At 71.8% G+C, this 24,482-nt stretch carries 23 protein-coding genes; 19 read left to right on the forward strand and 4 right to left on the reverse strand.

Annotated elements, in window-relative coordinates; translation table 11 throughout:
* Window positions 1-80: 80 nt before the first annotated feature.
* From pdxS to ACGFZP_RS18480, 11 genes are all read left to right on the forward strand, one after another.
* Complete coding sequence (gene pdxS, locus ACGFZP_RS18430) at window positions 81-992, forward strand: pyridoxal 5'-phosphate synthase lyase subunit PdxS (protein WP_392933851.1); 912 nt, start codon at window positions 81-83, stop codon at window positions 990-992.
* A 95-nt stretch (window positions 993-1,087) separates the two neighbouring features.
* Window positions 1,088-1,708: a pyridoxal 5'-phosphate synthase glutaminase subunit PdxT gene (gene pdxT, locus ACGFZP_RS18435; RefSeq protein WP_392933853.1), complete on the forward strand. Its 621-nt coding sequence runs from the start codon at window positions 1,088-1,090 to the stop codon at window positions 1,706-1,708.
* Between the two features lie 78 nt (window positions 1,709-1,786).
* A complete protein-coding gene (locus ACGFZP_RS18440; RefSeq protein ID WP_392933855.1) occupies window positions 1,787-2,545 on the forward strand; it encodes a YebC/PmpR family DNA-binding transcriptional regulator in 759 nt (252 codons plus the stop codon).
* Window positions 2,546-2,683: 138 nt separating this feature from the next.
* Complete coding sequence (ruvC, locus tag ACGFZP_RS18445) at window positions 2,684-3,256, forward strand: crossover junction endodeoxyribonuclease RuvC (RefSeq protein WP_392933857.1); 573 nt, start codon at window positions 2,684-2,686, stop codon at window positions 3,254-3,256.
* Complete coding sequence (gene ruvA / locus ACGFZP_RS18450) at window positions 3,253-3,864, forward strand: Holliday junction branch migration protein RuvA (protein ID WP_392933859.1); 612 nt, start codon at window positions 3,253-3,255, stop codon at window positions 3,862-3,864. The genes ruvC and ruvA overlap by 4 nt, the downstream gene beginning before the upstream one ends.
* A 53-nt stretch (window positions 3,865-3,917) precedes the next feature.
* On the forward strand, window positions 3,918-4,994 hold the full coding sequence (gene ruvB, locus ACGFZP_RS18455) for a Holliday junction branch migration DNA helicase RuvB (protein ID WP_392933861.1): 1,077 nt from the start codon (window positions 3,918-3,920) through the stop codon (window positions 4,992-4,994).
* A 237-nt stretch (window positions 4,995-5,231) separates the two neighbouring features.
* A complete protein-coding gene (gene yajC / locus ACGFZP_RS18460; protein ID WP_392933864.1) occupies window positions 5,232-5,639 on the forward strand; it encodes a preprotein translocase subunit YajC in 408 nt (135 codons plus the stop codon).
* Window positions 5,640-5,785: 146 nt separating this feature from the next.
* Window positions 5,786-7,579: a protein translocase subunit SecD gene (gene secD / locus ACGFZP_RS18465; protein ID WP_392933867.1), complete on the forward strand. Its 1,794-nt coding sequence runs from the start codon at window positions 5,786-5,788 to the stop codon at window positions 7,577-7,579.
* 4 nt (window positions 7,580-7,583) lie between these two features.
* Window positions 7,584-8,696, forward strand: a complete 1,113-nt coding sequence (gene secF, locus ACGFZP_RS18470; RefSeq protein ID WP_392933869.1) for a protein translocase subunit SecF — start codon at window positions 7,584-7,586, stop codon at window positions 8,694-8,696.
* 24 nt (window positions 8,697-8,720) lie between these two features.
* Window positions 8,721-9,272: an adenine phosphoribosyltransferase gene (locus ACGFZP_RS18475; protein WP_392933870.1), complete on the forward strand. Its 552-nt coding sequence runs from the start codon at window positions 8,721-8,723 to the stop codon at window positions 9,270-9,272.
* Between the two features lie 179 nt (window positions 9,273-9,451).
* The gene (locus ACGFZP_RS18480) at window positions 9,452-11,869 is read left to right on the forward strand and encodes a RelA/SpoT family protein (RefSeq protein ID WP_392934667.1); all 2,418 of its coding nucleotides are present in this window, start codon (window positions 9,452-9,454) and stop codon (window positions 11,867-11,869) included.
* A gap of 70 nt (window positions 11,870-11,939) precedes the next feature.
* Here ACGFZP_RS18480 and ACGFZP_RS18485 read toward each other — a convergent pair whose 3' ends face one another.
* Together ACGFZP_RS18485 and ACGFZP_RS18490 are read right to left on the reverse strand one after the other, a co-directional pair.
* A complete protein-coding gene (locus tag ACGFZP_RS18485) occupies window positions 11,940-13,169 on the reverse strand; it encodes a DUF349 domain-containing protein (protein WP_392933872.1) in 1,230 nt (409 codons plus the stop codon).
* 262 nt (window positions 13,170-13,431) lie between these two features.
* A complete protein-coding gene (locus ACGFZP_RS18490) occupies window positions 13,432-14,268 on the reverse strand; it encodes a peptidylprolyl isomerase (RefSeq protein WP_392933874.1) in 837 nt (278 codons plus the stop codon).
* Window positions 14,269-14,547: 279 nt separating this feature from the next.
* Here ACGFZP_RS18490 and ACGFZP_RS18495 point away from each other — a divergent pair, with 279 nt between their 5' ends.
* From ACGFZP_RS18495 to ACGFZP_RS18510, 4 genes are all read left to right on the forward strand, one after another.
* Window positions 14,548-15,255, forward strand: coding sequence for an MBL fold metallo-hydrolase (locus tag ACGFZP_RS18495; protein WP_392933876.1), 708 nt, complete (start codon window positions 14,548-14,550; stop codon window positions 15,253-15,255).
* Between the two features lie 11 nt (window positions 15,256-15,266).
* The gene (gene hisS, locus ACGFZP_RS18500) at window positions 15,267-16,529 is read left to right on the forward strand and encodes a histidine--tRNA ligase (RefSeq protein WP_392933878.1); all 1,263 of its coding nucleotides are present in this window, start codon (window positions 15,267-15,269) and stop codon (window positions 16,527-16,529) included.
* Window positions 16,526-18,316, forward strand: a complete 1,791-nt coding sequence (aspS, locus tag ACGFZP_RS18505; protein WP_392933880.1) for an aspartate--tRNA ligase — start codon at window positions 16,526-16,528, stop codon at window positions 18,314-18,316. The genes hisS and aspS overlap by 4 nt, the downstream gene beginning before the upstream one ends.
* A 92-nt stretch (window positions 18,317-18,408) precedes the next feature.
* Window positions 18,409-18,915: a GNAT family N-acetyltransferase gene (locus ACGFZP_RS18510; protein ID WP_392933883.1), complete on the forward strand. Its 507-nt coding sequence runs from the start codon at window positions 18,409-18,411 to the stop codon at window positions 18,913-18,915.
* Window positions 18,916-18,938: 23 nt separating this feature from the next.
* Here the strand turns inward: ACGFZP_RS18510 and ACGFZP_RS18515 are convergent, their stop codons facing one another.
* Window positions 18,939-19,880: a LysR family transcriptional regulator gene (locus ACGFZP_RS18515; protein WP_392933885.1), complete on the reverse strand. Its 942-nt coding sequence runs from the start codon at window positions 19,878-19,880 to the stop codon at window positions 18,939-18,941.
* 208 nt (window positions 19,881-20,088) lie between these two features.
* Here ACGFZP_RS18515 and ppk2 point away from each other — a divergent pair, with 208 nt between their 5' ends.
* The 4 genes from ppk2 to rpsD all read left to right on the forward strand — a co-directional run bounded on the left by ppk2 (window position 20,089) and on the right by rpsD (window position 24,074).
* Window positions 20,089-20,928, forward strand: a complete 840-nt coding sequence (ppk2, locus tag ACGFZP_RS18520; protein WP_392933888.1) for a polyphosphate kinase 2 — start codon at window positions 20,089-20,091, stop codon at window positions 20,926-20,928.
* Between the two features lie 118 nt (window positions 20,929-21,046).
* A complete protein-coding gene (locus ACGFZP_RS18525) occupies window positions 21,047-21,658 on the forward strand; it encodes an antibiotic biosynthesis monooxygenase (protein ID WP_392933890.1) in 612 nt (203 codons plus the stop codon).
* A 99-nt stretch (window positions 21,659-21,757) separates the two neighbouring features.
* Window positions 21,758-23,107, forward strand: a complete 1,350-nt coding sequence (locus ACGFZP_RS18530; RefSeq protein WP_392933891.1) for a replication-associated recombination protein A — start codon at window positions 21,758-21,760, stop codon at window positions 23,105-23,107.
* Window positions 23,108-23,459: 352 nt separating this feature from the next.
* A complete protein-coding gene (gene rpsD / locus ACGFZP_RS18535; protein ID WP_063346792.1) occupies window positions 23,460-24,074 on the forward strand; it encodes a 30S ribosomal protein S4 in 615 nt (204 codons plus the stop codon).
* Between the two features lie 92 nt (window positions 24,075-24,166).
* Here the strand turns inward: rpsD and ACGFZP_RS18540 are convergent, their stop codons facing one another.
* A complete protein-coding gene (locus tag ACGFZP_RS18540; protein ID WP_392934670.1) occupies window positions 24,167-24,460 on the reverse strand; it encodes a tetratricopeptide repeat protein in 294 nt (97 codons plus the stop codon).
* Window positions 24,461-24,482 lie beyond the last annotated feature (22 nt).

The raw sequence follows: 24,482 nt of genomic DNA on the forward strand, positions 1-24,482 counted from the left end.
ACTTGGTGGCGCATGGAGGGGCCGTTTCTTCCGCCTACCATAGGGCGATAGCACTGGTTCATCTTCGAGTGAGGTCTCACGTGTCCAGCACCCCCACCACCGCAGACCAGCCGCAGATCGGCACCGCCCGGGTGAAGCGCGGCATGGCCGAGCAGCTCAAGGGCGGTGTGATCATGGACGTGGTCAACGCCGAGCAGGCGAAGATCGCCGAGGACGCCGGCGCTGTGGCCGTCATGGCGCTCGAGCGGGTCCCGGCGGACATCCGCAAGGACGGCGGCGTGGCCCGGATGTCCGACCCGAACATGATCGAGGAGATCATCGCCGCGGTCTCCATCCCGGTCATGGCGAAGTCCCGGATCGGCCACTTCGTCGAGGCCCAGGTCCTGCAGTCGCTCGGTGTCGACTACATCGACGAGTCCGAGGTGCTGACCCCGGCCGACGAGGTCAACCACTCCGACAAGTTCGCGTTCACCACCCCCTTCGTGTGTGGTGCCACCAACCTGGGCGAGGCCCTGCGCCGCATCGCCGAGGGCGCGGCCATGATCCGCTCCAAGGGCGAGGCCGGCACCGGCAACGTCGTCGAGGCCGTCCGCCACCTGCGCCAGATCAAGAACGAGATCGCCAAGCTGCGCGGCTTCGACAACAACGAGCTGTACGCCGCCGCCAAGGAGCTGCGCGCCCCGTACGAGCTCGTCAAGGAGGTCGCCGAGCTCGGCAAGCTGCCGGTCGTGCTGTTCTCCGCCGGTGGTGTGGCCACCCCGGCCGACGCCGCGCTGATGCGCCAGCTGGGCGCCGAGGGCGTCTTCGTCGGCTCCGGCATCTTCAAGTCGGGCGACCCGGCCAAGCGTGCCGCCGCGATCGTCAAGGCCACCACCTTCTTCGACGACCCGAAGATCATCGCGGACGCCTCCCGCAACCTGGGCGAGGCCATGGTCGGCATCAACTGCGACACCCTGCCCGAGACCGAGCGCTACGCCAACCGCGGCTGGTAACCAGTCCGCGACCAGCGTCGGCCCGCCGCAGCGCCTCGGCGCGCGGCGGGCCGCGCCACGTACACACGAAGTAACGATCGAAGAGGTTTGAGACCGTGAGCACTCCAGTCATCGGCGTCCTCGCCCTGCAGGGCGACGTCCGCGAGCACCTGGTCGCGCTGGCCGAGGCCGACGCGCTGGCCCGCCCGGTGCGCCGTGCCGAGGAGCTGGCCGAGGTCGACGCGCTGGTGATCCCCGGCGGGGAGTCCACCACCATGTCCAAACTGGCGCTGCTGTTCGGCGTGATGGACCCGGTGCGCGAGCGGGTCGCCGCCGGTATGCCGGTCTACGGCACCTGCGCGGGCATGATCATGCTGGCCGACAAGATCCTGGACGGCCGCGACGACCAGGAGACCGTCGGCGGGATCGACATGACCGTGCGGCGCAACGCCTTCGGGCGCCAGAACGAGTCCTTCGAGTCCGGCGTCGACTTCAAGGGCCTGGACGGCGGCCCGGTGCACGGCGTGTTCATCCGCGCCCCCTGGGTCGAGGCCGTCGGCGCCGGTGTCGAGGTGCTGGCCGAGCTGCCGGCCGCGGACGGCCCGGAGAGCCGGATCGTCGCCGTGCGCCAGGGCAACCTGCTCGCGACCTCGTTCCACCCCGAGCTGACCGGCGACCACCGGGTGCACGGCTACTTCGTCGCCATGGTCGAGGAGCACCTCGCCGCCGCACGCTGACCGTGTGCGGTCCACCGGTGACGACACCGGTAAGATCTCATCTGTTCATTTCCCTTTGGCGACGTAAAGGAGCTGGCGATGTCCGGCCACTCTAAGTGGGCTACGACCAAGCACAAGAAGGCCGTGATCGACGCCAAGCGCGGCAAGCTCTTCGCCAAGATGATCAAGAACATCGAGGTGGCGGCGCGCACCGGTGGTCCCGACCCGGCCGGTAACCCGACCCTGTACGACGCCATCCAGAAGGCGAAGAAGAGCTCGGTCCCGATCGACAACATCAACCGCGCCGTCAAGCGCGGTGGCGGTCTGGAGGCCGGCGGCGCCGACTACCAGACCATCATGTACGAGGGCTACGGCCCGAACGGTGTGGCCGTCCTCATCGAGTGCCTCACCGACAACCGCAACCGCGCCGCCTCCGACGTGCGCGTCGCGATGACCCGCAACGGCGGATCGATGGCCGACCCGGGCTCGGTGTCCTACCTCTTCACCCGCAAGGGTGTCGTGATCGTCCCCAAGTCGGACGGCGTGGACGAGGACAAGCTGTTCGAGGTCGTCCTCGACCAGGAGCCCGAGGAGATCAACGACCTCGGCGAGTCCTTCGAGATCGTCTCCGAGGCCTCCAAGATGGTCGCCGTCCGGACCGCGCTGGTCGACGCCGGCGTCGACTACGACTCGGCCGAGGCCAACTTCCTGCCGAGCATGCAGGTCGAGCTGGACGTCGAGGGCGCCCGCAAGATCCTGAAGCTGATCGACGCCCTGGAGGACAGCGACGACGTGCAGAACGTCTTCGCCAACTTCGACATCAGCGACGAGGTCGGTGCGCAGCTCGACTCCGAGTGACCGCTCCCACCTCCCGGCCCGGTGGTCCCAGGACCACCGGGCCGGTGTCGTTCGAGCCGTTGTCCGACCCGGGCGGTAGCCTTCGCAGGTCGCTGCGCCCGGGGGCGGGCGGCGGGTTTACCGAGAGGCGGGGCTGACGTGCGGGTACTGGGTGTGGACCCGGGGCTGACCAGGTGCGGGATCGGGGTGGTCGACGGCGCGCCCGGCCGGCCCCTGAAGATGGTCGGGGTCGGCGTGGTGCGCACGCCCGCCGAGGCGGACATCGGGCCGCGGCTGCTCCTGGTCGAGCAGGGCATCGAGAGCTGGCTCGACGAGCACCGGCCGGACCTGGTGGCGGTCGAGCGGGTCTTCGCCCAGCACAACGTCCGCACCGTGATGGGCACCGCGCAGGCCAGCGCCGTCGCGATGCTCTGCGCCACCCGGCGGGGCATCCCCGTCACCCTGCACACCCCCAGCGAGGTCAAGGCGGCCGTCACCGGCTCCGGCCGGGCCGACAAGGCCCAGGTCACCAGCATGGTGCAGCGGCTGCTGCGGCTGGACGCCCCGCCCAAGCCCGCCGACGCCGCGGACGCGCTGGCGCTGGCCATCTGCCACATCTGGCGCGGCGGTGCCACCGACCGGATCGCCGCCGCCGTCGCCAAGGCGGCGCCGGCCAAGGCCGCACCGGCCCGGCCGTCCGCCTACCGAGCCTCCCGAGGAGCCGCACGATGATCGCCTTCGTCCAGGGCCCGGTGGCCGCCATCTCCGGCGGCACCGTCGTCGTCGAGGTCGGCGGCGTCGGGATGGCCGTGCAGTGCACCCCCGCCACCGCGGCCGGGCTGCGGCCGGGCGAGCCCACCCGGCTCGCCACCTCCCTGGTGGTCCGGGAGGACTCGCTCACCCTCTACGGCTTCGCGGACGACGACGAGCGCGCCGTCTTCGAGATCCTGCAGGCGGCGCCCGGGGTCGGCCCGCGCCTGGCGCAGGCCATGCTCGGGGTGCACAGCCCGGACGAGCTGCGGGCCGCCGTCGCCGCCGGGAACGAGAAGGCGCTGATCGCCGTCCCCGGGATCGGCAAGGCCAAGGCCGCCAAGCTGCTGCTGGAGTACAAGGACAAGCTGGGCGCCCCGCACGGCAGCGTCCCCGCCCAGAAGCCGATCGCCGCCGGGCCCGCGCCGTGGAGCGAGCAGCTGCACGCCGCGCTGGTCGGCCTCGGCTACGCCCCGCGGGAGGCCGACGAGGCGGTCACCGCCGTCACCCCCGAGGCCGAGGCGCAGCCCAGGACGGACGTCGGCGCGCTGCTCAAGGCCGCGCTGCGCACCCTGAACCGCACCCGCTGACGTCTTTGCCGATCTGACCACCTGTCCCCTTGTCGACATTGGAGCCCGCACCGATGAGCCCGTACGACTCCGACCCGGCCGACCGGCTGGTCACGGCCGCCGCCGACGGTGAGGACCAGGCGGTCGAGGCGGCGCTGCGGCCCAAGCTGCTGGACGAGTTCATCGGCCAGGAGCGGGTGCGCGAGCAGCTGTCCCTGGTGCTCCAGGCCGCCCGCCAGCGCGGCAGCGCCCCCGACCACGTGCTGCTCAGCGGCCCGCCCGGGCTCGGCAAGACCACCCTGTCGATGATCATCGCGGCCGAGCTGGGCGCCCCGATCCGGATCACCTCCGGTCCGGCGATCCAGCACGCGGGCGACCTGGCGGCGATCCTCTCCTCGCTGACCGAGGGCGAGGTGCTCTTCCTGGACGAGATCCACCGGATGTCCCGCCCGGCGGAGGAGATGCTCTACATGGCGATGGAGGACTTCCGGGTCGACGTGATCGTCGGCAAGGGGCCCGGCGCCACCGCCATCCCGCTGGAGCTGCCGCCCTTCACCCTGGTCGGCGCGACCACCCGGGCCGGCCTGCTGCCGCCGCCGCTGCGCGACCGCTTCGGCTTCACCGGGCACATGGAGTTCTACGCCCCCGCCGAGCTGGAGCGGGTGGTGCACCGCTCGGCCGCCCTGCTGGACGTCGAGATCGACCCGGCCGGCGCCGCCGAGATCGCCGGCCGCTCCCGGGGCACCCCGCGGATCGCCAACCGGCTGCTGCGCCGGGTGCGCGACTACGCCCAGGTCCGGCACGACGGCGTGGTCACCCCGGGGATCGCCGCCCAGGCGCTGGAGGTCTACGAGGTGGACGCCCGCGGGCTGGACCGGCTCGACCGCGCGGTGCTGGACGCGCTGCTGCGACTGTTCGGCGGCGGCCCGGTCGGGCTGTCGACGCTCGCGGTCGCGGTGGGGGAGGAGGCCGAGACGGTCGAGGAGGTCGCCGAGCCGTTCCTGGTCCGCGAGGGCCTGCTCGCCCGCACCCCGCGCGGGCGGATCGCCACCGCCGCCGCCTGGCAGCACCTCGGCCTCACCCCGCCGGTCCAGACCATCCGCGGCGCGGTGCCGGCCCAGCCGGAACTCTTCCCGGGGGACGTGGGCTGAACGGGTGACGCCGGCCCGGCGGGAGCCCGTGAGAGGTCCGCGGGCGGAAGTCGGGGAAGAAGTCCGAGGAAACTGTGCAGGCCGAGGCTCGCCACTTTCGGCGGCAGGATGCGATGCTTGGCGTTGTCCGATCAGTTCGGGGTCGCCTAGACTCCGCCGGACCGCCCCTCTCACCTGACGGGCCGACCAATACCACACAGGCCGCCGGCCGGCGGCCCGTAAAGGACCCTGGCTGCAGTGAACCTCATCATCCTTCTCCTCCCGATCATCGCGATCGTGCTCATGTTCCGGTCGCAGAAGAAGCGCCAGCAGCAGATGCAGAGCATGCAGACCGCGCTGGAGCCCGGGGCCGGAGTGCGCACCATCGGCGGCCTGTACGCCCAGGTGAAGGCGGTCAACGAGGAGACCGTCGAGCTGGAGATCGCCCCCGGCGTGATCAGCCACTTCACCAAGAGTGCGGTCGCGGCCGTGCTGGACCCGCAGGAGTACGACGCGATCATCAACGGTCGCCCCGCCGAGGACGAGCTCCCCGAGGTCGATGCCGAGGACGCCGAGGCCGAGCAGGCCGAGGACAAGCCGCTGACGCTCACCAAGGACAGCGCCGAGAAGGGCGATGCCGAGGGCGGGGCTCCCGCGAGCAAGTAGTACGGTCGGGCACCAGCCCGGCCGCGCGGCGCAGTGCCGCGAGCCCACAGGACCTCAGGGCCGCGCTCCCGCCATGCCCCCGTCCCGCCACGAGCCGGACGGGGGTCCGGTAGGGGAGGTGGCATGGACAGGGAGAAACGAGCAAGGTGGCAACACCCAAGTCGCGCCCGCGCGACGGCTACCCAGGGCGGGCGCTGGCCCTCATCCTGGTCGTCACCGTCGGACTGGTCGCCCTCATGTTCGGGACGGGCAACACCAAGCCCCGCCTCGGGATCGACCTCGCCGGCGGCACCAGCATCACGCTGACCGCGAAGTCGACCGACCCCAAGGCGATCAACAAGTCCAGCATGGACATCGCCACCGGGATCATCGAGCAGCGCGTCAACGGGATGGGTGTCTCCGAGGCGGAGGTCCAGACCCAGGGCGACAAGAACATCATCGTCAACATCCCCAAGGGTGGAGACAAGCAGACGGCGGCCGACCAGGTCGGCACCACCGCCCAGCTGTTCTTCCGCCCGGTCCTCGCCCTCGCCCCGAGCGGCATCCAGGTCCCGGCCCCGACCGCCTCCCCCACGGCTAGCGGCAGTGCCGCCCCGGGTGCGGCCCCCACGGCCACCCCCTCGGCCTCGGCGGGTACCACCGCCGCCGCGCCGAGCGCCAGCGCCACCAAGCAGGGCCGCGCGGTCGGCGAGGCGCTCGCCGCCGACGCCACCCCGAGCGCGGCCGCCTCCGGCGCGCCGAGCACCGCTCCGAGCACCGCTCCGAGCACCGCGCCCAGCGCTCCGGCGGCCAACCCGGACCTGACCGCCGCGATGACCTCGGGCACCGTGCCGCCGGAGCTGGCGGCCGAGTTCGCCCGCATCGACTGCTCCCAGCTGGACCAGCGGAAGAACTACCAGACGGGCGTGGACAAGCCGGCCGTCGCCTGCACCCAGAAGGACGAGAAGGGGCTCTACTACAAGCTCGCCCTCGGCCCGGTCGCCGTCTACGGCTCGGACGTCTCCAAGGCGCAGGCCACCATCGACACCCAGCAGGGCGGCGGCTGGCAGGTCCAGCTGCAGTTCAACGGCAAGGGCGGCGACGCGTTCACCGCGATCACCGGCAAGCTGGCCGGCCAGCCCAGCCCGACCGACCAGTTCGCCATCGTGCTGGACGGCCAGGTCGTCTCCCACCCGCTCGTGCGCGGCGCCATCCCCGGCGGCTCGGGCGTGATCTCCGGCAGCTTCACCCAGACCGAGGCGCAGAACCTCGCCAACGTGCTCAGCTTCGGCGCGCTGCCGCTGGAGTTCACCACCAGCGACGTCACCACCGTCTCGCCGCAGCTCGGCGGCGACCAGCTGAAGGCGGGCCTGATCGCCGGCCTGATCGGCATGCTGCTGGTGGTCCTCTACTCGCTGGTCTACTACCGGGGCCTGGGCCTGGTCTCGATCGCGGGTCTGATCGTCTCGGCGATCCTCACCTACTCGATCATGAGCCTGCTCGGCGCGGGCATCGGCTTCGCGCTGAACCTGCCGGCCGTCTGCGGTGCGATCGTCGCGATCGGTATCACCGCGGACTCCTTCATCGTGTACTTCGAGCGCATCCGCGACGAGGTCCGCGAGGGCGCCCCGCTGCGCCCGGCCGTCCAGCGGGCCTGGCCGCGCGCCCGGCGCACCATCCTGGTGTCGGACTTCGTGTCCTTCCTCTGCGCCGCGGTGCTCTACCTCGTCTCGGTCGGCAAGGTGCAGGGCTTCGCGTTCACGCTGGGCCTGACCACCGCGCTCGACGTCGTGGTGATCTTCCTCTTCACCAAGCCGCTGATCACCCTGCTGGCCCGGAAGAAGTTCTTCTCCGACGGCCACCCGTGGTCCGGTCTGGACCCGAAGCGGCTGGGCGCCCGCCCGCCGCTGCGCAGCACCCGTCGCCGTAGCCCGTCCGCTTCCGCCGTGAAGGAGGCCTGACACCGTGTCACGCTTCTCCAATCTGGGCCACCGGCTCTACCAGGGCGAGGTCAGCTTCGACTTCGTCGGGCGCCGCAAGCTCTGGTACAGCATCTCCGGTGTGATCGTCCTGGTCGCGGCGGTCGGCCTGGCCATGGGCCTGAAACTCGGCATCGAGTTCAAGGGCGGCTCGGTCTACACGGTCTCCAAGCCGGGGCTGTCGATCTCGCAGGCGCAGGACGCGGTGGACAAGATCGTCCACTCGCACCCCCTGGTGCAGTCCGTCGACAACGGCGAGAAGATCCGCATCCAGATCAGCTCCGAGGAGCAGGTCTCCTCGTCGGTCTTCACGGACAAGCTGTCCAAGGAGATCAGCGTCCCCGTCGCCGAGATCGACACCCAGGTGATCGGTCCCAGCTGGGGTGAGCAGATCTCCCACAAGGCGCTCACCGGCCTGATCATCTTCATGATCCTGGTGACGATCTACCTGGCGATCGCCTTCGAGTGGCGGATGGCGGTGGCCGCCCTGGTCGCCCTCATCCACGACCTCCTGATCACCATCGGCGTGTACGCCCTGGTGGGCTTCGAGGTCACCCCCGGTACGGTGATCGGCTTCCTGACGATCCTCGGGTACTCGCTCTACGACACGGTGGTCGTCTTCGACACCGTGAAGGAGAACGCCAAGGGGCTCACCAAGCAGAACAAGATCACCTACAGCGAGGCCGCCAACGCGGGTCTCAACCAGACCCTGGTGCGCTCGCTGAACACCACGGTGGTCGCCCTGCTCCCGGTGGCGGCGCTGCTGTTCATCGGCGGCGGCCTCCTGGGTGCCGGCACCCTGAACGACATCTCGCTCGCGCTGTTCATCGGCCTCGCCGCCGGTGCCTACTCCTCGATCTGCGTCGCCACCCCGCTGCTGGCGCAGCTCAAGGAGGAGCAGCCGGAGATGAAGGCGCTGGCCAAGCGGGTCGCGCAGCGCCGTGCGGCGGACGCCAAGGCGGCCGCCGAGGCCGGCTCGGACGAGACGCCGAAGGGCGAGGAGTTCGCCGACGAGGACCTGCCCGCGGGTATGGTCGGTCAGCGTGGCCGTGCGGCCGGCACCTCGCGTGCCAAGGGCCGTTCGTCCGGCAAGCGCTGACCCGCCCGACCGTAAGGACCTCTTGTGACCACCGCCGACACCGCACTGGCCGAGCTGCTGGACAGCCGGATCCGGGACATCCCGGACTACCCGAAGCAGGGTGTGCTGTTCAAGGACATCGCGCCGCTGCTGGCCGACGCCGAGGCCTTCGCGGCCCTCGTCCAGGCGCTGGCGGACCGGGCGCAGGCCCTCGGTGCGACCAAGGTGGTGGGCCTGGAGGCGCGCGGCTTCGTGCTGGCGGCTCCGGCGGCCTTCGCGGCCGGGCTCGGCTTCGTGCCGATCCGCAAGCAGGGCAAGCTGCCCGGCGAGGTGTTCCGGCGCTCGTACGAGCTGGAGTACGGCTCGGCGACGCTGGAGGTGCAGTGCGACGCCTTCGCTCCCGGTGAGCGGGTGCTGGTGGTCGACGACGTGCTGGCCACCGGCGGCACCATCGGTGCGTCGCTGGACCTGGTGAAGGAGGCCGGCGCCGAGCTCGCGGGCGTCGTGGTCCTGATGGAGCTGGGCTTCCTGGACGGCCGCGCGCGGCTCGCCGGGCACCTGGGCAGCGCCCCGCTGGAGACGCTGGTCACGGTCTGAGCTGGGAACGGAGGGCGGCGGTCGGATCATCCGACCGCCGCCCTCCGCGTGTCCGGACCCGGGCGGCTGAACACCGGAGCGCCCGGCTCGGTACCATGAAGATTCATCCCCTCCCGGTTGTGTGACCGGTGCCAGGGGCAGGCCCGGTGCCCCGAGGAGTGTCCTTGCCCGACGAGGTTGTGCCCACGGCCGCAGCGGCCGCCCCCGAAGACCGTCCCACGCCCTCGGGGGCCACCCCGGCACGCCCGGCGCCGACCTCCTCGCGTCCGGTGGCTCCGGCCACCAGGCCCTCCTCCTCCGGAGGCATGCGCGCCCGCCTGGCCCGCCTCGGCGGTCAGCGCTCCAGCGTGCTCAACCCCGTCCTGGAGCCGCTGTTCCGCTCCATCCGGGCCAACGACCCCAAGGCCGACCCGGTCCTGCTGCGGGAGATCGAGAAGGCGTACGCGGTCGCCGAGAAGTGGCACCGCGGCCAGAAGCGCAAGAGCGGCGACCCCTACATCACCCACCCGCTGGCCGTCGCGACCATCCTGGCGGAGCTGGGCATGGACGCCGCGACGCTGATGGCGGGGCTGCTGCACGACACCGTCGAGGACACCGACTACGGCCTGGAGACCCTGCGCAAGGACTTCGGCGACTCGGTGGCCCTGCTGGTCGACGGCGTCACCAAGCTGGACCGGGTCAAGTTCGGCGAGGCCGCGCAGGCCGAGACCGTCCGCAAGATGGTCGTCGCGATGGCCAAGGACCCGCGCGTCCTGGTGATCAAACTGGCCGACCGCCTGCACAACATGCGCACCATGCGCTACCTCAAGCGGGAGAAGCAGGAGAAGAAGGCCCGCGAGACGCTGGAGATCTACGCCCCGCTGGCCCACCGGCTGGGGATGAACACCATCAAGTGGGAGCTGGAGGACCTCGCCTTCGCGATCCTCTACCCCAAGATGTACGACGAGATCGTCCGCCTGGTCGCCGAGCGGGCCCCCAAGCGGGACGAGTACCTGGCGACCGTCATCGACCAGGTCCAGGGGGACCTGCGCGGCGCCCGGATCACCGCCTCCGTCACCGGTCGGCCGAAGCACTACTACTCGGTCTACCAGAAGATGATCGTCCGGGGCCGGGACTTCGCCGAGATCTACGACCTGGTGGGCATCCGGGTCCTGGTCGACACCGTCCGCGACTGCTACGCGGCGCTGGGCACCATCCACGCGCGGTGGAACCCGGTGCCGGGGCGGTTCAAGGACTACATCGCGATGCCCAAGTTCAACATGTACCAGTCGCTGCACACCACGGTGATCGGTCCGGGCGGCAAGCCCGTCGAGCTGCAGATCCGCACCTTCGACATGCACCGCCGGGCCGAGTACGGCATCGCCGCGCACTGGAAGTACAAGCAGCGCGCGGTGGCCGGAGCCTCCAAGGTGCGCACCGACACCCCGACCCAGACCCGCAAGGACGACAAGGCCGGCGCCGTCAACGAGATGGCCTGGCTGCGGCAGCTGCTGGACTGGCAGAAGGAGACCGAGGACCCGAGCGAGTTCCTGGAGTCGCTGCGCTTCGACCTCTCCAACAACGAGGTCTTCGTCTTCACGCCCAAGGGCGACGTCATAGCGCTGCCGGCCGGCGCCACCCCGGTGGACTTCGCCTTCGCCGTCCACACCGAGGTCGGCTACCGCTGCATAGGGGCCCGGGTGAACGGGCGGCTGGTGCCGCTGGAGTCGACCCTGGAGAACGGCGACAGCGTCGAGGTCTTCACCTCCAAGGCGGAGAACGCCGGACCCTCCCGGGACTGGCTGGGCTTCGTCAAGTCGCCGCGCGCCCGCAACAAGATCCGGGCCTGGTTCTCCAAGGAGCGCCGCGAGGAGGCGATCGAGCACGGCAAGGAGGCCATCGCCCGCGCGATGCGCAAGCAGGGCCTGCCGATCCAGCGGATCCTGACCGGCGACTCGCTGGTCACCCTGGCGCACGAGATGCGCTACCCGGACATCTCCTCGCTGTACGCGGCGATCGGCGAGGGACACGTCGCCGCGCAGAACATCGTGCAGAAGCTGGTGCAGGCGCTCGGCGGCGAGGAGGGGGCCACCGAGGACCTCGCGGAGACCGCCACCCCGACGCACGACACCCGCCGGGCGGTCCGCCGCCGGGCCAAGGGCGACCCGGGTGTCATCGTCAAGGGCGTCGAGGACGTCTGGGTGAAGCTCTCCCGGTGCTGCACCCCGGTGCCGGGCGACCCGATCGTCGGCTTCGTCACCCGCGGCAACGGCGTCTCGGTGCACCGCGCCGACTGCGTCAACGTCGAGGCGCTCAGCCAGCAGCCGGAGCGGATGATCGAGGTCGAGTGGGCGGCCACCCAGTCCTCCGTCTTCCTGGTGGCCATCCAGGTCGAGGCCCTGGACCGCTCGCGGCTGCTCTCGGACGTCACCCGGGTCCTCTCCGACCAGCACGTCAACATCCTGTCGGCGGCGGTGCAGACCTCCCGCGACCGGGTCGCGATGAGCCGCTTCACCTTCGAGATGGGCGACCCGAAGCACCTCGGCCACGTCCTGAAGGCCGTCCGCGGCGTCGAGGGCGTGTACGACGTCTACCGGGTCACCTCGGCCCGCAAGTAGGCCACCGGTACGGCGAAAGGGCCCCACCGCCTCGGCGGTGGGGCCCTTCGTCGGATCCGGCGGCGCAGGATCAGCCGGTGAACTCCTCCTGGCTGCGGTGCGCCTGCTCCAGCAGGGTCTGCACACCGGCCAGCTCGGACTCCAGCTTGGCGGCCCTGCTCGCGTTGCCGGCCGCGCGGGCCTTGTCCAGGTCGGCCTGGATCTTCTCGGCCTTGGCCTGGAAGAGGCCGACCATGCCGGCCGCACGGGCCTTGGCCTCCGGGTTCGAGCGCTTCCACTCGCTGTCCTCGGCCTCGCGGATCGCCCGCTCGACCGTGTTCAGCCGGCCGTCCAGCTTCGGACGGGCGTCGCGCGGCACGTGCCCGATCGCCTCCCAGCGCTCGTTGATCTCGCGCAGCGCGGCCTTGGCGGCCTTCAGGTCGGTGATCGGCAGGATCGCCTCGGCCTCGGTCGCCAGCACCTCCTTGAGCTTCTGGTTCTCGACCTGCTCGGCGTCCCGCTCGCTGAACACCGCGGAGCGGGCCTGGAAGAAGACGTCCTGCGCACCGCGGAACCGCGCCCACAGCTCGTCCTCGATGTCGCGCTGCGCGCGCCCGGCGGCCTTCCAGCGGCCCATCAGGTCGCGGTAGCGGGCCGCCGTGTCACCCCACTCGGTGGACGAGGAGAGCGCCTCCGCCTCGGTGACCAGCTGCTCCTTGACGGCGCGGGCCTGGTCGCGCTCGGCGTCCAGGGTCGCGAAGTGCGCCTTGCGGTGCTTGGAGAAGACCGAGCGGGCGTGCGAGAAGCGGTGCCACAGCTCGTCGTCGCTCTTGCGGTCCAGCCGGGGCAGGCCCTTCCAGGTGTCCACCAGTGCGCGCAGCCGGTCCCCGGCCTCCCGCCACTGGGTGGACTCGGCGAGCCGCTCGGCCTCCGCGACCAGCGACTCCTTGGCCGTGCGGGTCTCGTCCTGCGCCTTGGCGCGGGCCGCCTTGCGCTCCTCGCGACGGCTCTCGATCTCACCGGCGAGCGTGTCCAGCCGCTTGGCCAGCGCGTCCAGGTCCCCCACCGCGTGCCCCTCGGCGACCTGCGCGCGCAGGTGCTCCAGCGCGGTCTGGGCGTCCTTGGCGGCCAGGTCGGTGGTGCGCACCCGCTTCTCCAGCAGGCCGATCTCCACCTCGATGCCCTGGTACTTGCGCTCGAAGTAGGCGAGGGCCTCCTCGGGCGAGCCGGCCTGCCAGGAACCCACGACGCGTTCGCCGTCGGCCGTCCTGACGTAGACCGTGCCCTGCTCGTCGACACGGCCCCACGGGTCGCTGCTCATAGCGCGTCCTCCACATGACGTCGCGCCCGCGCCGGGGCGCACGCGTACGTCGTCCACAGTTGATGTGCGGCGGACCGATGAGTCCGCCGTCCCGTCCGCCGTGCTGTGCTGCCGAGGGTGACGGCCGGCGGGTCTGGGCACCCTATACAACGCCAACATAGGCGACCAGGCCCGGTGCTGTCCGCATCCGAGCCGGGCGATTTCGCTCCGGGGCCGGTCCCGGAGCCGCCTCACGGCGACGGCGGGCCGGCCCCGGCAATGCTCAACCCTTCGCGGTGGCCACCGTGTTGAGGGTGATGTCGGCCATCGGGGGGCCGTCCGTCCCGCCGTCCAGGGTGCCCGCGGCGGCGATCTTCTGCAGCACGTCCAGGCCACCGGTGATCTTGCCGAACGGGGTGTACGCCGGGTCGAGCTTGGTGTCCTTGTAAACCAGGAAGAACTGGCTGCCGTTGGTGCCCGGGCCGGAGTTGGCCATCGCCACGGTGCCGGCCGGGTAGGTCGCGCCGGTGAGGTTCTCGTCGGCGAACTTGTAGCCCGGACCGCCGGTGCCGCCCGGGGCGGTCGCGCTGGCCGTCGGGTCGCCGCACTGCAGCACGAAGATCCCGCCGGTGGTCAGGCGGTGGCACTTGGTGTGGTCGAAGTACTGCTCGGCGGAGAGGAAGGCGAAGGAGTTCACCGTGTGCGGCGCCTTGGCCGCGTCCAGGGCGATGGTCACCTTGCCGCAGTTGGTGTCCAGCGTCGCGGTGTAGGTGCCGCCCGCCTCCACCGTCATGGCCGGCTCGGCCTGCCACTGCTTGCCGTTCGGCGCGCCCGGAGCGGGGGTGGCGCAGCCCTCGACCGGCTTGCGGGTCGGCGCGGCGGGAGCGTCGGTCGCGGTCGGCGCGGCCTGCGCACCGGACGCGGTGTCCTTCTTGTCGTCCGAGTCGAAGGCGCCCGTCCCCACCAACGCGCCGCCGCCCGCCAGCACGACCACGGCGAGCGAGGCGCCGAGGATCGTGTTGCGGCGCCTGCGCGCGGCCTGCGCCTCGGCCCGGCGCTCGGCCTGGCGCTCGTACTTCTCGCGGGCGAGCTGCCGCCGCCGCTGTTCGCTGGTGACCACCGGGCCGTGTCTCCTACGTGGGTGTTTGTCGTCCCCTCCGGCCCGATGGCGGGCGAGGAGGGCGGGTACGGATGCTGATGCGGATCATCGCATCAGCATCAGCGAGCCAAGTGTAGGGACCGGCGCCGTAAGAACGGGGTGAACCTGCCAGGGCGAAGTGAACCTGTCATGCGGATCTGGTTCGCAACCGGACCCGGACCGCCGGTAGGCTGCCTTTACATCACATCGTGTAGCCGCATGCTGTGGCCGCCACTGTCGACCGAGTCACCGAGGACGCGCGTGTTCATCGCCGGATTCCCCGCTGGAGCCTGGGGCACCAACTGCTACCTGGTCGCACCGGGGCCCGGCGAGGAGTGTGTCATCGTCGACCCCGGCCACCAGGCCGCCCAGGGCGTCGACGAGCTGATCCGCGAGCACGGGCTGAAGCCCGTCGCGGTCGTGCTCACCCACGGCCACATCGACCACATCGCCTCGGTCGTCCCCGTCTGCGGCGCCAAGGGCGTCCCGGCCTGGATCCACCCCGAGGACCGCTACATGATGGCCGACCCGGAGAAGGCGCTCGGCCGCTCGCTTGGCACCCAGCTGATGGGCGAGCTCACCGTCGGCGAGCCCGACGACGTGCGCGAGCTCACCGACGGCAGCGTGCTGGAGCTGGCCGGCCTGAAGCTCACCGTCGACCACGCGCCCGGCCATACCAAGGGGTCGGTGACGTTCAGGACGCCCGGTGCCGGGGACCTCCCCCCGGTGCTCTTCTCGGGCGACCTGCTCTTCGCCGGCTCCATCGGGCGCACGGACCTCCCGGGCGGGGACAGCGAGGCGATCATGCAGTCGCTGGCCCGGGTGTGCCTGCCCCTCGACGACACGACCGTGGTCCTCTCCGGCCACGGCGGACAGACGACCATCGGCCGTGAGCGCGCCACCAACCCCTACCTCAGGCAGGCGGCGGGAGCGCTCGGCGCTCCGGCCTTCCCGCGCCGAGGAATGTGACGGAAGAGAAGTTGAGCACCTTCACCGCCCCCAAGGGCACCTACGACCTGCTGCCGCCGAGCTCGGCGACCTTCCTGGCGATCCGCGAGGCGATCGCCGCGCCCGCCCGCAGGGCCGGCTACGGCTACATCGAGACCCCGGTCTTCGAGGACGTCAAGCTGTTCTCCCGCGGTGTCGGCGAGTCGACCGACATCGTCAGCAAGGAGATGTACAACCTCACCACCAAGGGCGGCGACGAGCTCGCGCTGCGCCCCGAGGGCACCGCCTCGGTGCTGCGCGCCGCGCTCCAGGCCAACCTGCACAAGCAGGGCAACCTGCCGGTCAAGCTCTGGTACTCCGGCTCCTACTACCGCTACGAGCGGGCGCAGAAGGGCCGCTACCGCCAGTTCTCGCAGGTCGGCGCCGAGGCGATCGGCGCCGAGGACCCGGCGCTGGACGCCGAGCTGATCATCCTGGCCGACGACGCCTTCCGCTCGCTGGGCGTGCGCGACTACTCGCTGCTGCTCAACAGCCTCGGCGACAAGCAGTGCCGCCCGGTCTACCGCGCGGCGCTGGTCGAGTTCCTGGCCGGCCTGGACCTGGACGAGGACACCCGCCGCCGGGCCGAGATCAACCCGCTGCGCGTGCTGGACGACAAGCGCGAGTCGGTGCAGGCCCAGCTCGGCGGCGCGCCGATGCTGCGCGACTTCCTCTGCGAGGAGTGCAAGGCCTACGACGAGAAGGTCCGCGAGCTGCTCACCGCCAACGGCGTGGCCTTCACCGACGACCCCAAGCTGGTCCGCGGGCTGGACTACTACACCCGCACCACCTTCGAGTTCGTGCACAACGGCCTCGGCGCGCAGTCCGCGATCGGCGGCGGCGGCCGCTACGACGGGCTCTCCGAGATGATCGGCGGCCCCGCGCTGCCGTCCGTCGGCTGGGCCCTCGGCGTGGACCGCACCTTCCTGGCGATGGAGGCCGAGGGCATCGTCCTCGACCTGCCGTCCGCCACCTCCGTGTACGCCGTCGCGCTGAGCGACGAAGCCAAGAACGTCCTGTTCGCCAAGGTGGTCGAGCTGCGCCGGGCCGGCGTCGCCACCGACCTCGCCTTCGGCGTCAAGGGCATCAAGAACGCCATGAAGTCCGCCGACCGTTCCGGTGCCCGCTTCGCCGTCCTCGCCGGGGAGCGGGATCTCGCCGCCGGTGTCGTCCAGGTCAAGGACCTGACCACGGGCGAGCAGACCCCCGTCGAACTCGAAGCACTCGTCACCACCCTGAAGGAGAAGCAGCTGTGATCCGCACGCACGACGCGGGCACGCTCCGCGCGGAGCAGGCCGGAACGACCGTCACCCTGGCCGGCTGGGTCGCCCGCCGCCGAGACCACGGCGGGGTGGCCTTCATCGACCTGCGCGACGCCTCCGGCACCGTGCAGATCGTGGTCCGCGACCTCGACTCGGTGCACGGCCTGCGCGCCGAGTACTGCGTCAAGGTCGTCGGCGACGTCCGCGTGCGCCCCGAGGGCAACGAGAACCCGGACATCCCGACCGGCGCGGTCGAGGTCGTGGTCAGCGAGATCGAGGTGCTCTCCGAGGCCGCCCCGCTGCCGTTCCCGGTCGCCGAGTACGAGCCCGGCACGGTGAACGAGGAGGTCCGGCTGCGCTACCGCTACCTGGACCTGCGCCGCGAGGGCCCGGCCAAGGGCCTGCGGCTGCGCTCCAAGGTCAACAACATCATCCGCCGGGTGATGGAGGAGAACGACTACCTCGACATCGAGACGCCGTACCTCACCCGCTCCACCCCCGAGGGCGCCCGCGACTTCCTCGTCCCGGTCCGCCTGCAGCCCGGCCACTGGTACGCGCTGCCGCAGTCGCCCCAGCTGTTCAAGCAGCTGCTGATGGTGGCCGGCATGGAGCGCTACTACCAGATCGCCCGCTGCTTCCGCGACGAGGACTTCCGCGCCGACCGGCAGCCGGAGTTCACCCAGCTGGACATCGAGGCCTCGTTCGTCGACCAGGAGGACATCCTGGCCCTCGGCGAGAAGATCATCGGCTCGATCTGGCGCGAGGTGCACGGCTACGAGGTCCCGAACCCGCTGCCCCGGATGACCTACGCGGACGCCATGTCCCGCTACGGCTCCGACAAGCCGGACGTCCGCTTCGGACAGGAACTCACCGACCTCACCGAGTACTTCAAGGGCACCGACTTCCGGGTCTTCCAGGCCCCGTACGTCGGCGCCGTGGTGATGCCCGGCGGCGCCTCGCAGCCCCGCAAGGCGCTCGACGCCTGGCAGGACTGGGCCAAGGCGCGCGGCGCCCGCGGCCTCGCCTACGTCGTCATCGACGCCGAGACCGGCGAGCTGCGCGGCCCCGTCGCCAAGAACCTCTCCGAGGAGCACCTGGCCGGCCTGGCCGCCGCGGCCGGCGCCAAGAACGGCGACGCGATCTTCTTCGCGGCCGGCAAGGAGCGCCCCTCGCAGGAGCTGCTCGGCGCCGCCCGTCTGGAGATCGGCCGCCGCTGCGAGCTGATCGACGCGTCCCAGTGGGCCTTCCTCTGGGTCGTCGACTTCCCGATGTTCGAGCCGATCGAGGACGACAAGGGCCAGTTCCAGGGCTGGCACGCGGTGCACCACCCGTTCACCGCCCCGACCGCCGAGTCGCTCGCCACCTTCGACACCGACCCGGGCGCGGCGCTCTCCAACGCCTACGACCTGGTCCTCAACGGCTCGGAGCTGGGCGGCGGTTCGATCCGTATCCACCAGCGCGACGTGCAGAAGCGGGCGTTCGACGCGATCGGCCTGTCCGAGGAGGAGGCCGCCTCGCAGTTCGGCTTCCTGCTGGACGCCTTCAACTACGGCCCGCCGCCGCACGGCGGGGTCGCCTTCGGCCTCGACCGGATCGTCACGCTGCTCGGCGGCTACGACACCATCCGCGACGTCATCGCCTTCCCGAAGACGTCCACCGGCGGCGACCCGCTGACCGGCGCCCCCACCCCGATCACCCCCGCGCAGCGCCGCGAGGCCGGCGTGGACGCCCAGCCGAAGGTCCGCGAGGACGCCAAGTCCGAGGCCCAGCCCAAGGACTGACGCCGGATCGGCTAACCTTTCACGGCCCCGGACGGCGCACCTGCCGTCCGGGGCCGGTCCACAACGGCGTGCGACACAGAGAGGGTCCCCCCATGAACGTCAGCACCAGAGTCGAGTGTCCCGAGGACGCGCCCGCCACCAGACGGGTCCACATGGCGGCCTTCCCCGGCCCCGACGAGGCGGACCTGGTCGACGCGCTGCGCCGCGACCCGGCCTGGCTGCCCGGACTGTCGGTGGTCGCGGTGGACGGCTCCGGCCTGGTGGTCGGCCACGCGCTGCTCACCCGGCTGCAGGTCGGCCAGGGCCAGGGCCTCGCGCTGGCACCCGTCGCGGTCGCCCCCGAGTGGCAGCGCAAGGGCGTCGGCGAGCTGGTCGTCCGGGCCGCGCTGTCCGCCGCCGAGGAGGCCGGGGAGAAACTGGTCATCGTCCTCGGCGACCCGGACTACTACGGCCGGTTCGGCTTCATCCCCGCCCAGCGGCACGAGGTCACCGGCCCGTTCGAGGTGCCGGAGGCCTACTTCCAGGCGCTGGTGCTGCCCGCCTACGACGGCGACCCGCGCGGCCGGTGCCAGTACCCGGAGCCCTTCGAGACGGTCTAGGCCCTCTCTTCGGAAGAGGGGCCCTAGACCGAGGTCCGGAGCGTCCCCTGGTCCCGCTCGGCCCGACCGGCGCCGAACCCGACCGTGGCCCGGCAGCTGCGCACGAACGCGGCCATCGCCGGCGTGGACTGCCGCTCCTTCGGCCAGTACAGCCCGACCTGGCTCGGGCTCAGCCCCCGCACCGGCCGGTACGCGACATCCTCCCGCGCCGCCAGCCGGCTCATCGTCTCCGGGGCGAAGCCGATGCCCTGGCCGCACACCACCGCGGCCAGCCACTCGTCGGCATTGTGTGCCACCGCGCCGATCCGCGCCGGCCGCCCGCCCCGCTCCCGCGCCGCCAGCCAGTAGTCGCGCCAGTGGCCGGACTCGTGCGGTATCGCCACGAAGGGCTCGTCCAGCAGCTCCTCGAAGTCGATCACCGCGCGGCCGGCCAGCCGGTGCCCGGCCGGCAGCGCCGCGCAGCGCGGCTCCTCCCCGAGCACGGCCACGTTGTACTGCTCCGCCAGCCAGGGCGGGGCGTGCCAGAGCGTCAGGTCGATCTCCCCGGTGGCCAGGCCCGAGGTCGGGTCGAACCAGTTGTTCTGCCGCAGCTCGACCTGCCAGCCGGGCATCCGCCGGGAGAAGTCCACGACCGTCTGCCGGCTCATCATGTTGATGATCCCGCCCTCGAAGCCCACCCGCAGCGTCGAGCCCTGCTCGGCGGCCGCGGCCCGGGCCGCCCGCAGCGCCTCCTCCCAACCCGCCAGCAGCGCACCGGCGTGCTCGGCCAGCGCCTGCCCGGTGGGGGTCGGCGTCATGCCCCGGCGCGAGCGCTCGAACAGCTCGGCCCCGAGCAGCGCCTCCAGCTGGCGGATCTGCTTGGTCAGCGTCGGCTGGGAGACGAACAGCCGCGCTGCCGCGGCCGTCAGCTGACCCTCCTCGCAGACCATGACGAAGCTGCGCAGCAGCCGGGTGTCGACATCCATGCCCCTAGGTTATGGAACGGGATATTGGACCGGTCGGGCAGGTGTGGGCCAAGGTTGATCACTCGGCCCCAGGGCCGGGCGCATCGGGGGAGCGCGGCAGCGGCGGTTCAGGGGGCCGCCGGTGCCGCGCGACGCCCACGACCTGCGCGGGCCGTCCGCAGCGCCTACCGTGAGTGCTCATCAGGACGAGCCGAACGGAGGCGCCCGGGTGTCAGCCAAGGCGAAGCACGAGGACCCGACCGCGTCCGAGCGACTGGCGAGGAAGCCGTACGAGCGGGAGCTGCTGCGGCTCCAGAACGAACTGGTGAAGCTCCAGGAGTGGGTGCGCGCCGAGGGCGCCCGGCTGGTGGTCGTCTTCGAGGGGCGCGACGCGGCCGGCAAGGGCGGCGCGATCAAGCGGGTCACGGAGTACCTGAACCCGCGCATCGCCCGGGTCGCGGCCCTGCCCGCCCCCACCGAGCGCCAGCGCACCCAGTGGTACTTCCAGCGGTACGTGGAGCAGCTGCCGGCGGCCGGCGAGATCGTCCTGTTCGACCGCAGCTGGTACAACCGGGCCGGGGTCGAGAAGGTGATGGGCTTCTGCACGCCCGAGGAGTACTGGCAGTTCCTGCACCAGTGCCCGACCTTCGAGCGGATGCTGATCGAGGCGGGCATCCTGCTGCGCAAGTACTGGTTCTCGGTCAGCGACACCGAGCAGGAGCGGCGCTTCCGGGCCCGGCTGGAGGACCCGATGCGGCGCTGGAAGCTCTCCCCGATGGACGTCGAGTCGATCAGCCGCTGGGAGGACTACTCGCGGGCCAAGGACGAGATGTTCGTCCACACCGACACCCCGGACTCGCCCTGGCACGTGGTGGAGAGCGACGACAAGCGCCGGGCCCGGATCAACATGATCGCCCACCTGCTCTCCACCGTCCCGTACCGCGAGGTCCTCCCGCCGGCCGTCGACCTGCCGGCCCGCCCGGAGCCCCGCGGCTACCAGCGGCCGCCGCGCGACCTGCAGACGTACGTGCCGGACCACGCGGCGGGCCTCGGCCCGGACAGGCCCTAGCGGGTCCTCCGAACGGCCCCGCGGCGTTGCCGGTGGCGCCGCCCCGGCGTGCGATGGACGTGCCCGTGCACGCGCGGACGCCCACCGCGGCGCCCGCCGGATGTCAGGAGACCCGCCCATGTTCGTCCGTACCGTCTACGCGACCGGTGACCCGGCCAGGCTCGACCAGACCCTCGACGGGCTCCGCGCCGAGGCGGTCGGGCTGCTGTCCGGCCAGCCCGGCTACCGGGGCTACGGCCTGTTCGCCAACCGCGAGCTCGGCATCATCACCATGGGCTCCTGGTGGGAGAGCGAGCAGGCGGAACGGGACAGCGACGAGCAGCTGCGCGGCCGGCGCGCGGAGCTGCTGGCACCGCTCGGGGGGACGGTCGCCCAGGACTCCTGGGAGGCCGTGGTCGCCGCCCGGCCCGCCCAGGCCGGTCCGGGCTCCTGGTTCCGGATGACCAGGTTCGACGTCGGCCGCGCGCAGGCCGACCGGCTGGCCGCCGCCTTCCGCGAGGGGGTGCTGCCCGCGATGCAGCGGGTCGACGGTTTCCTCGGCGGCTCCATGCTGTTCAACGCCGAGGACGAGCGCGGTGCGGTGGGCCTCCTCTTCGCCGACCGGGCCGCCCTGGACGCCTCCCGCGGCCCGCTCGCGGCGGCCCGGGCCAAGGCCGTGAGCGCCGGCGGGGCGACGCTGCGCTCGCTGGAGGAGTTCGAGGTCGTCCTGCTGGACGTGCCGCAGCTGTAGGGCCCGTCTTCAAGCCCCCGCCTGCGGGGGCTTGAAGACCGCTCCCCAGAACCCCGCCGGCCGGGCCGGTCTGTCGGCGCCCTCGCATAGGCTTCCGGTGTGGACGAACCGGACCTCTTCACCGCCGCCGCCGAGGAACGCCAGGCCAAGGAGCCGGGGCGGGCCCCGCTCGCCGTGCGGATGCGCCCGCGCACCCTGGACGAGGTGGCCGGCCAGCGGCAGCTGCTGAAGCCGGGCTCGCCGCTGCGCCGCCTCGTCTCGGGCTCGCGCGGCCCGGCGGCCACCAGTTCGGTGATCCTCTGGGGCCCGCCCGGCACCGGGAAGACCACGCTCGCCCATGTGATCAGCCAGGCCGTCGAGGGCCGCTTCGTCGAGCTGTCGGCGATCACCGCCGGGGTCAAGGAGGTGCGGGCGGTCATCGACGGCGCCCGCCGGGCCGTCGGGATGAGCGGACGGGAGACGGTGCTCTTCCTGGACGAGATCCACCGCTTCTCCAAGGCCCAGCAGGACTCCCTGCTGCCGGCGGTGGAGAACCGCTGGGTCACCCTGATCGCGGCGACCACCGAGAACCCCTACTTCTCGGTGATCTCCCCGCTGCTGTCGCGCTCGCTGCTGCTCACCCTGGAGTCGCTGACCGACGACGACGTCCGCGCCCTGCTGCGGCGTGCGGTGGCCGACGAGCGGGGCCTGGAGGGTGCGCTGGAGCTGTCCGAGGAGGCCGAGGACCACCTGGTGCGGCTGGCCGGCGGGGACGCCCGGCGGGCGCTGACCACGCTGGAGGCGGCGGCCGGGGCGGCGCTGGAGAAGGGCGAGGCGGTCATCACGCTCGCCACCACCGAGACGGCCGTCAACCAGGCCGCGGTGCGCTACGACAAGGACGGCGACCAGCACTACGACGTGGCCAGCGCGCTGATCAAGTCGATCCGCGGCAGCGACGTGGACGCCACGCTGCACTACCTGGCCCGGATGATCGAGGCGGGGGAGGACCCGAGGTTCATCGCCCGGCGGCTGATGATCTCGGCCAGCGAGGACGTCGGCCTGGCCGACCCGACGGCGCTGCCCACGGCGGTGGCGGCGGCCCAGGCGGTGGCGCTGATCGGCTTCCCCGAGGCGCGGATCATCCTCTCCCAGGCGGCGATCGCGCTGGCGCTGGCGCCCAAGTCCAACGCCGCCTACCTGGCGATCGACGCGGCCCTGGCGGACGTCCGGCAGGGCATGGCGGGCGCGGTGCCGCCGCACCTGCGGGACGCGCACTACGGCGGTGCGGGCAAGCTCGGCCACGGCCAGGGCTACCAGTACCCGCACGACCTGCCGGAGGGCATCGCCGCGCAGCAGTACGCGCCGGACGCGGTGCACGGCAAGGCGTACTACCGGCCGACCCGGCACGGCGGGGAGGCCCGGTACGCGGACATCGTGGAGTGGACCAGGGGCCGGCTCAGGGGCGAGTGAGCGTCTCCCCTGCCCCGGGCGGGAGCAGGCGAATCGCAGCGTATACTCGTGCGGAGTGCCATGTCCCGGGACGGCGGCAGGGGAGACCCAGCCGACCGGCCACACCAGCGGGACACCGGCCGCGGGCCCCCTCCGGGGGAGCCCTGAGGAGCGTCGCGCACCGTTTCGGTGTCGCGTGCAGCCCACCAACCCAGGTTCGGTGGGCCACTCGTGTGCAAGCACTTCCGTGCCCGGCCTCGGAGAGCGGCTGACCGGTCCACCCATGGGTGGCGCGGTTATTCTCCGGACCGCGAGGAGCGACCTCCGTCAACACCTGGTGAAGCCGTATTCATAAGCAAGGAAGGTTTGGTTCATGGCGAACCAGAAGCGTCCCAAGGTCAAGATCGCGCGTGCGCTCGGCGTGCCGCTGACCCCGAAGTCCGTCAAGTACTTCGAGGCCCGCCCGTACCCGCCCGGCCAGCACGGCCGTGGCCGCAAGCAGAACTCGGACTACAAGGTCCGTCTGCTTGAGAAGCAGCGTCTGCGCGCCCAGTACGACCTGAGCGAGAAGCAGATGGCGCGCGCGTTCGACCGCGCGAAGAAGGCCGAGGGCAAGACCGGTGAGGCGCTCGTCGCCGAGCTGGAGACCCGTCTGGACTCCCTGGTGCTGCGTTCGGGCATTGCCCGCACCATCTACCAGGCCCGCCAGATGGTCGTCCACGGCCACATCGAGGTCAACGGCGGCAAGGTCAACAAGCCGTCGTACCAGATGAAGCCGGGCTTCGTCGTGACCGTTCGCGAGCGCAGCAAGGAGAAGGTCCCGTTCCAGGTCGCCCGTGAGGGTGGCTACGCGGGCGAGGGCCAGACCCCGAAGTACCTCGAGGTCAACCTGAAGGCCCTGGCCTTCCGCCTGGACCGCGCGCCGCAGCGCAAGGAGGTCCCGGTGATCTGCGACGAGCAGCTCGTCGTCGAGTACTACTCGCGCTGACCCGCGAGCGGTTCACCTGCAGTACCCAGCGAGCCCCCGCCGCCTTTCGAGGCGGCGGGGGCTCGCCCCTTTTCGCGCGTACGGCGTACGGGCTATGCGCCCTCGCCGGTCATCGCGGCGGCCAGCCGCAGGTGCGGGCGGGCCTCCTCGGCGCGGCCCCGGCGCTCCAGGGTGCGGCCGAGCATCAGCCGCGCGTAGGCCTCGGCCGGGTCGGCGTCCAGGATCCGGCGCAGTTCGGCCTCGGCCCGGGAGAGCTGGGCGGAGTGGTAGTAGCTCCGGGCCAGCAGCAGCCGCACGGACAGGTTGGCCGGCTCCTCGGCGAGGACGCCCTCCAGCATGCGGGCGGCGTCCGCGTAGGCCTTGGAGTCGAAGTAGAACGTCGCCATGCGGTACTCGTCGGCGGTGCTG

It is taken from the genome of Kitasatospora sp. NPDC048239 (genome assembly GCF_043202015.1).
Classification (GTDB): Bacteria; Actinomycetota; Actinomycetes; order Streptomycetales; family Streptomycetaceae; genus Kitasatospora.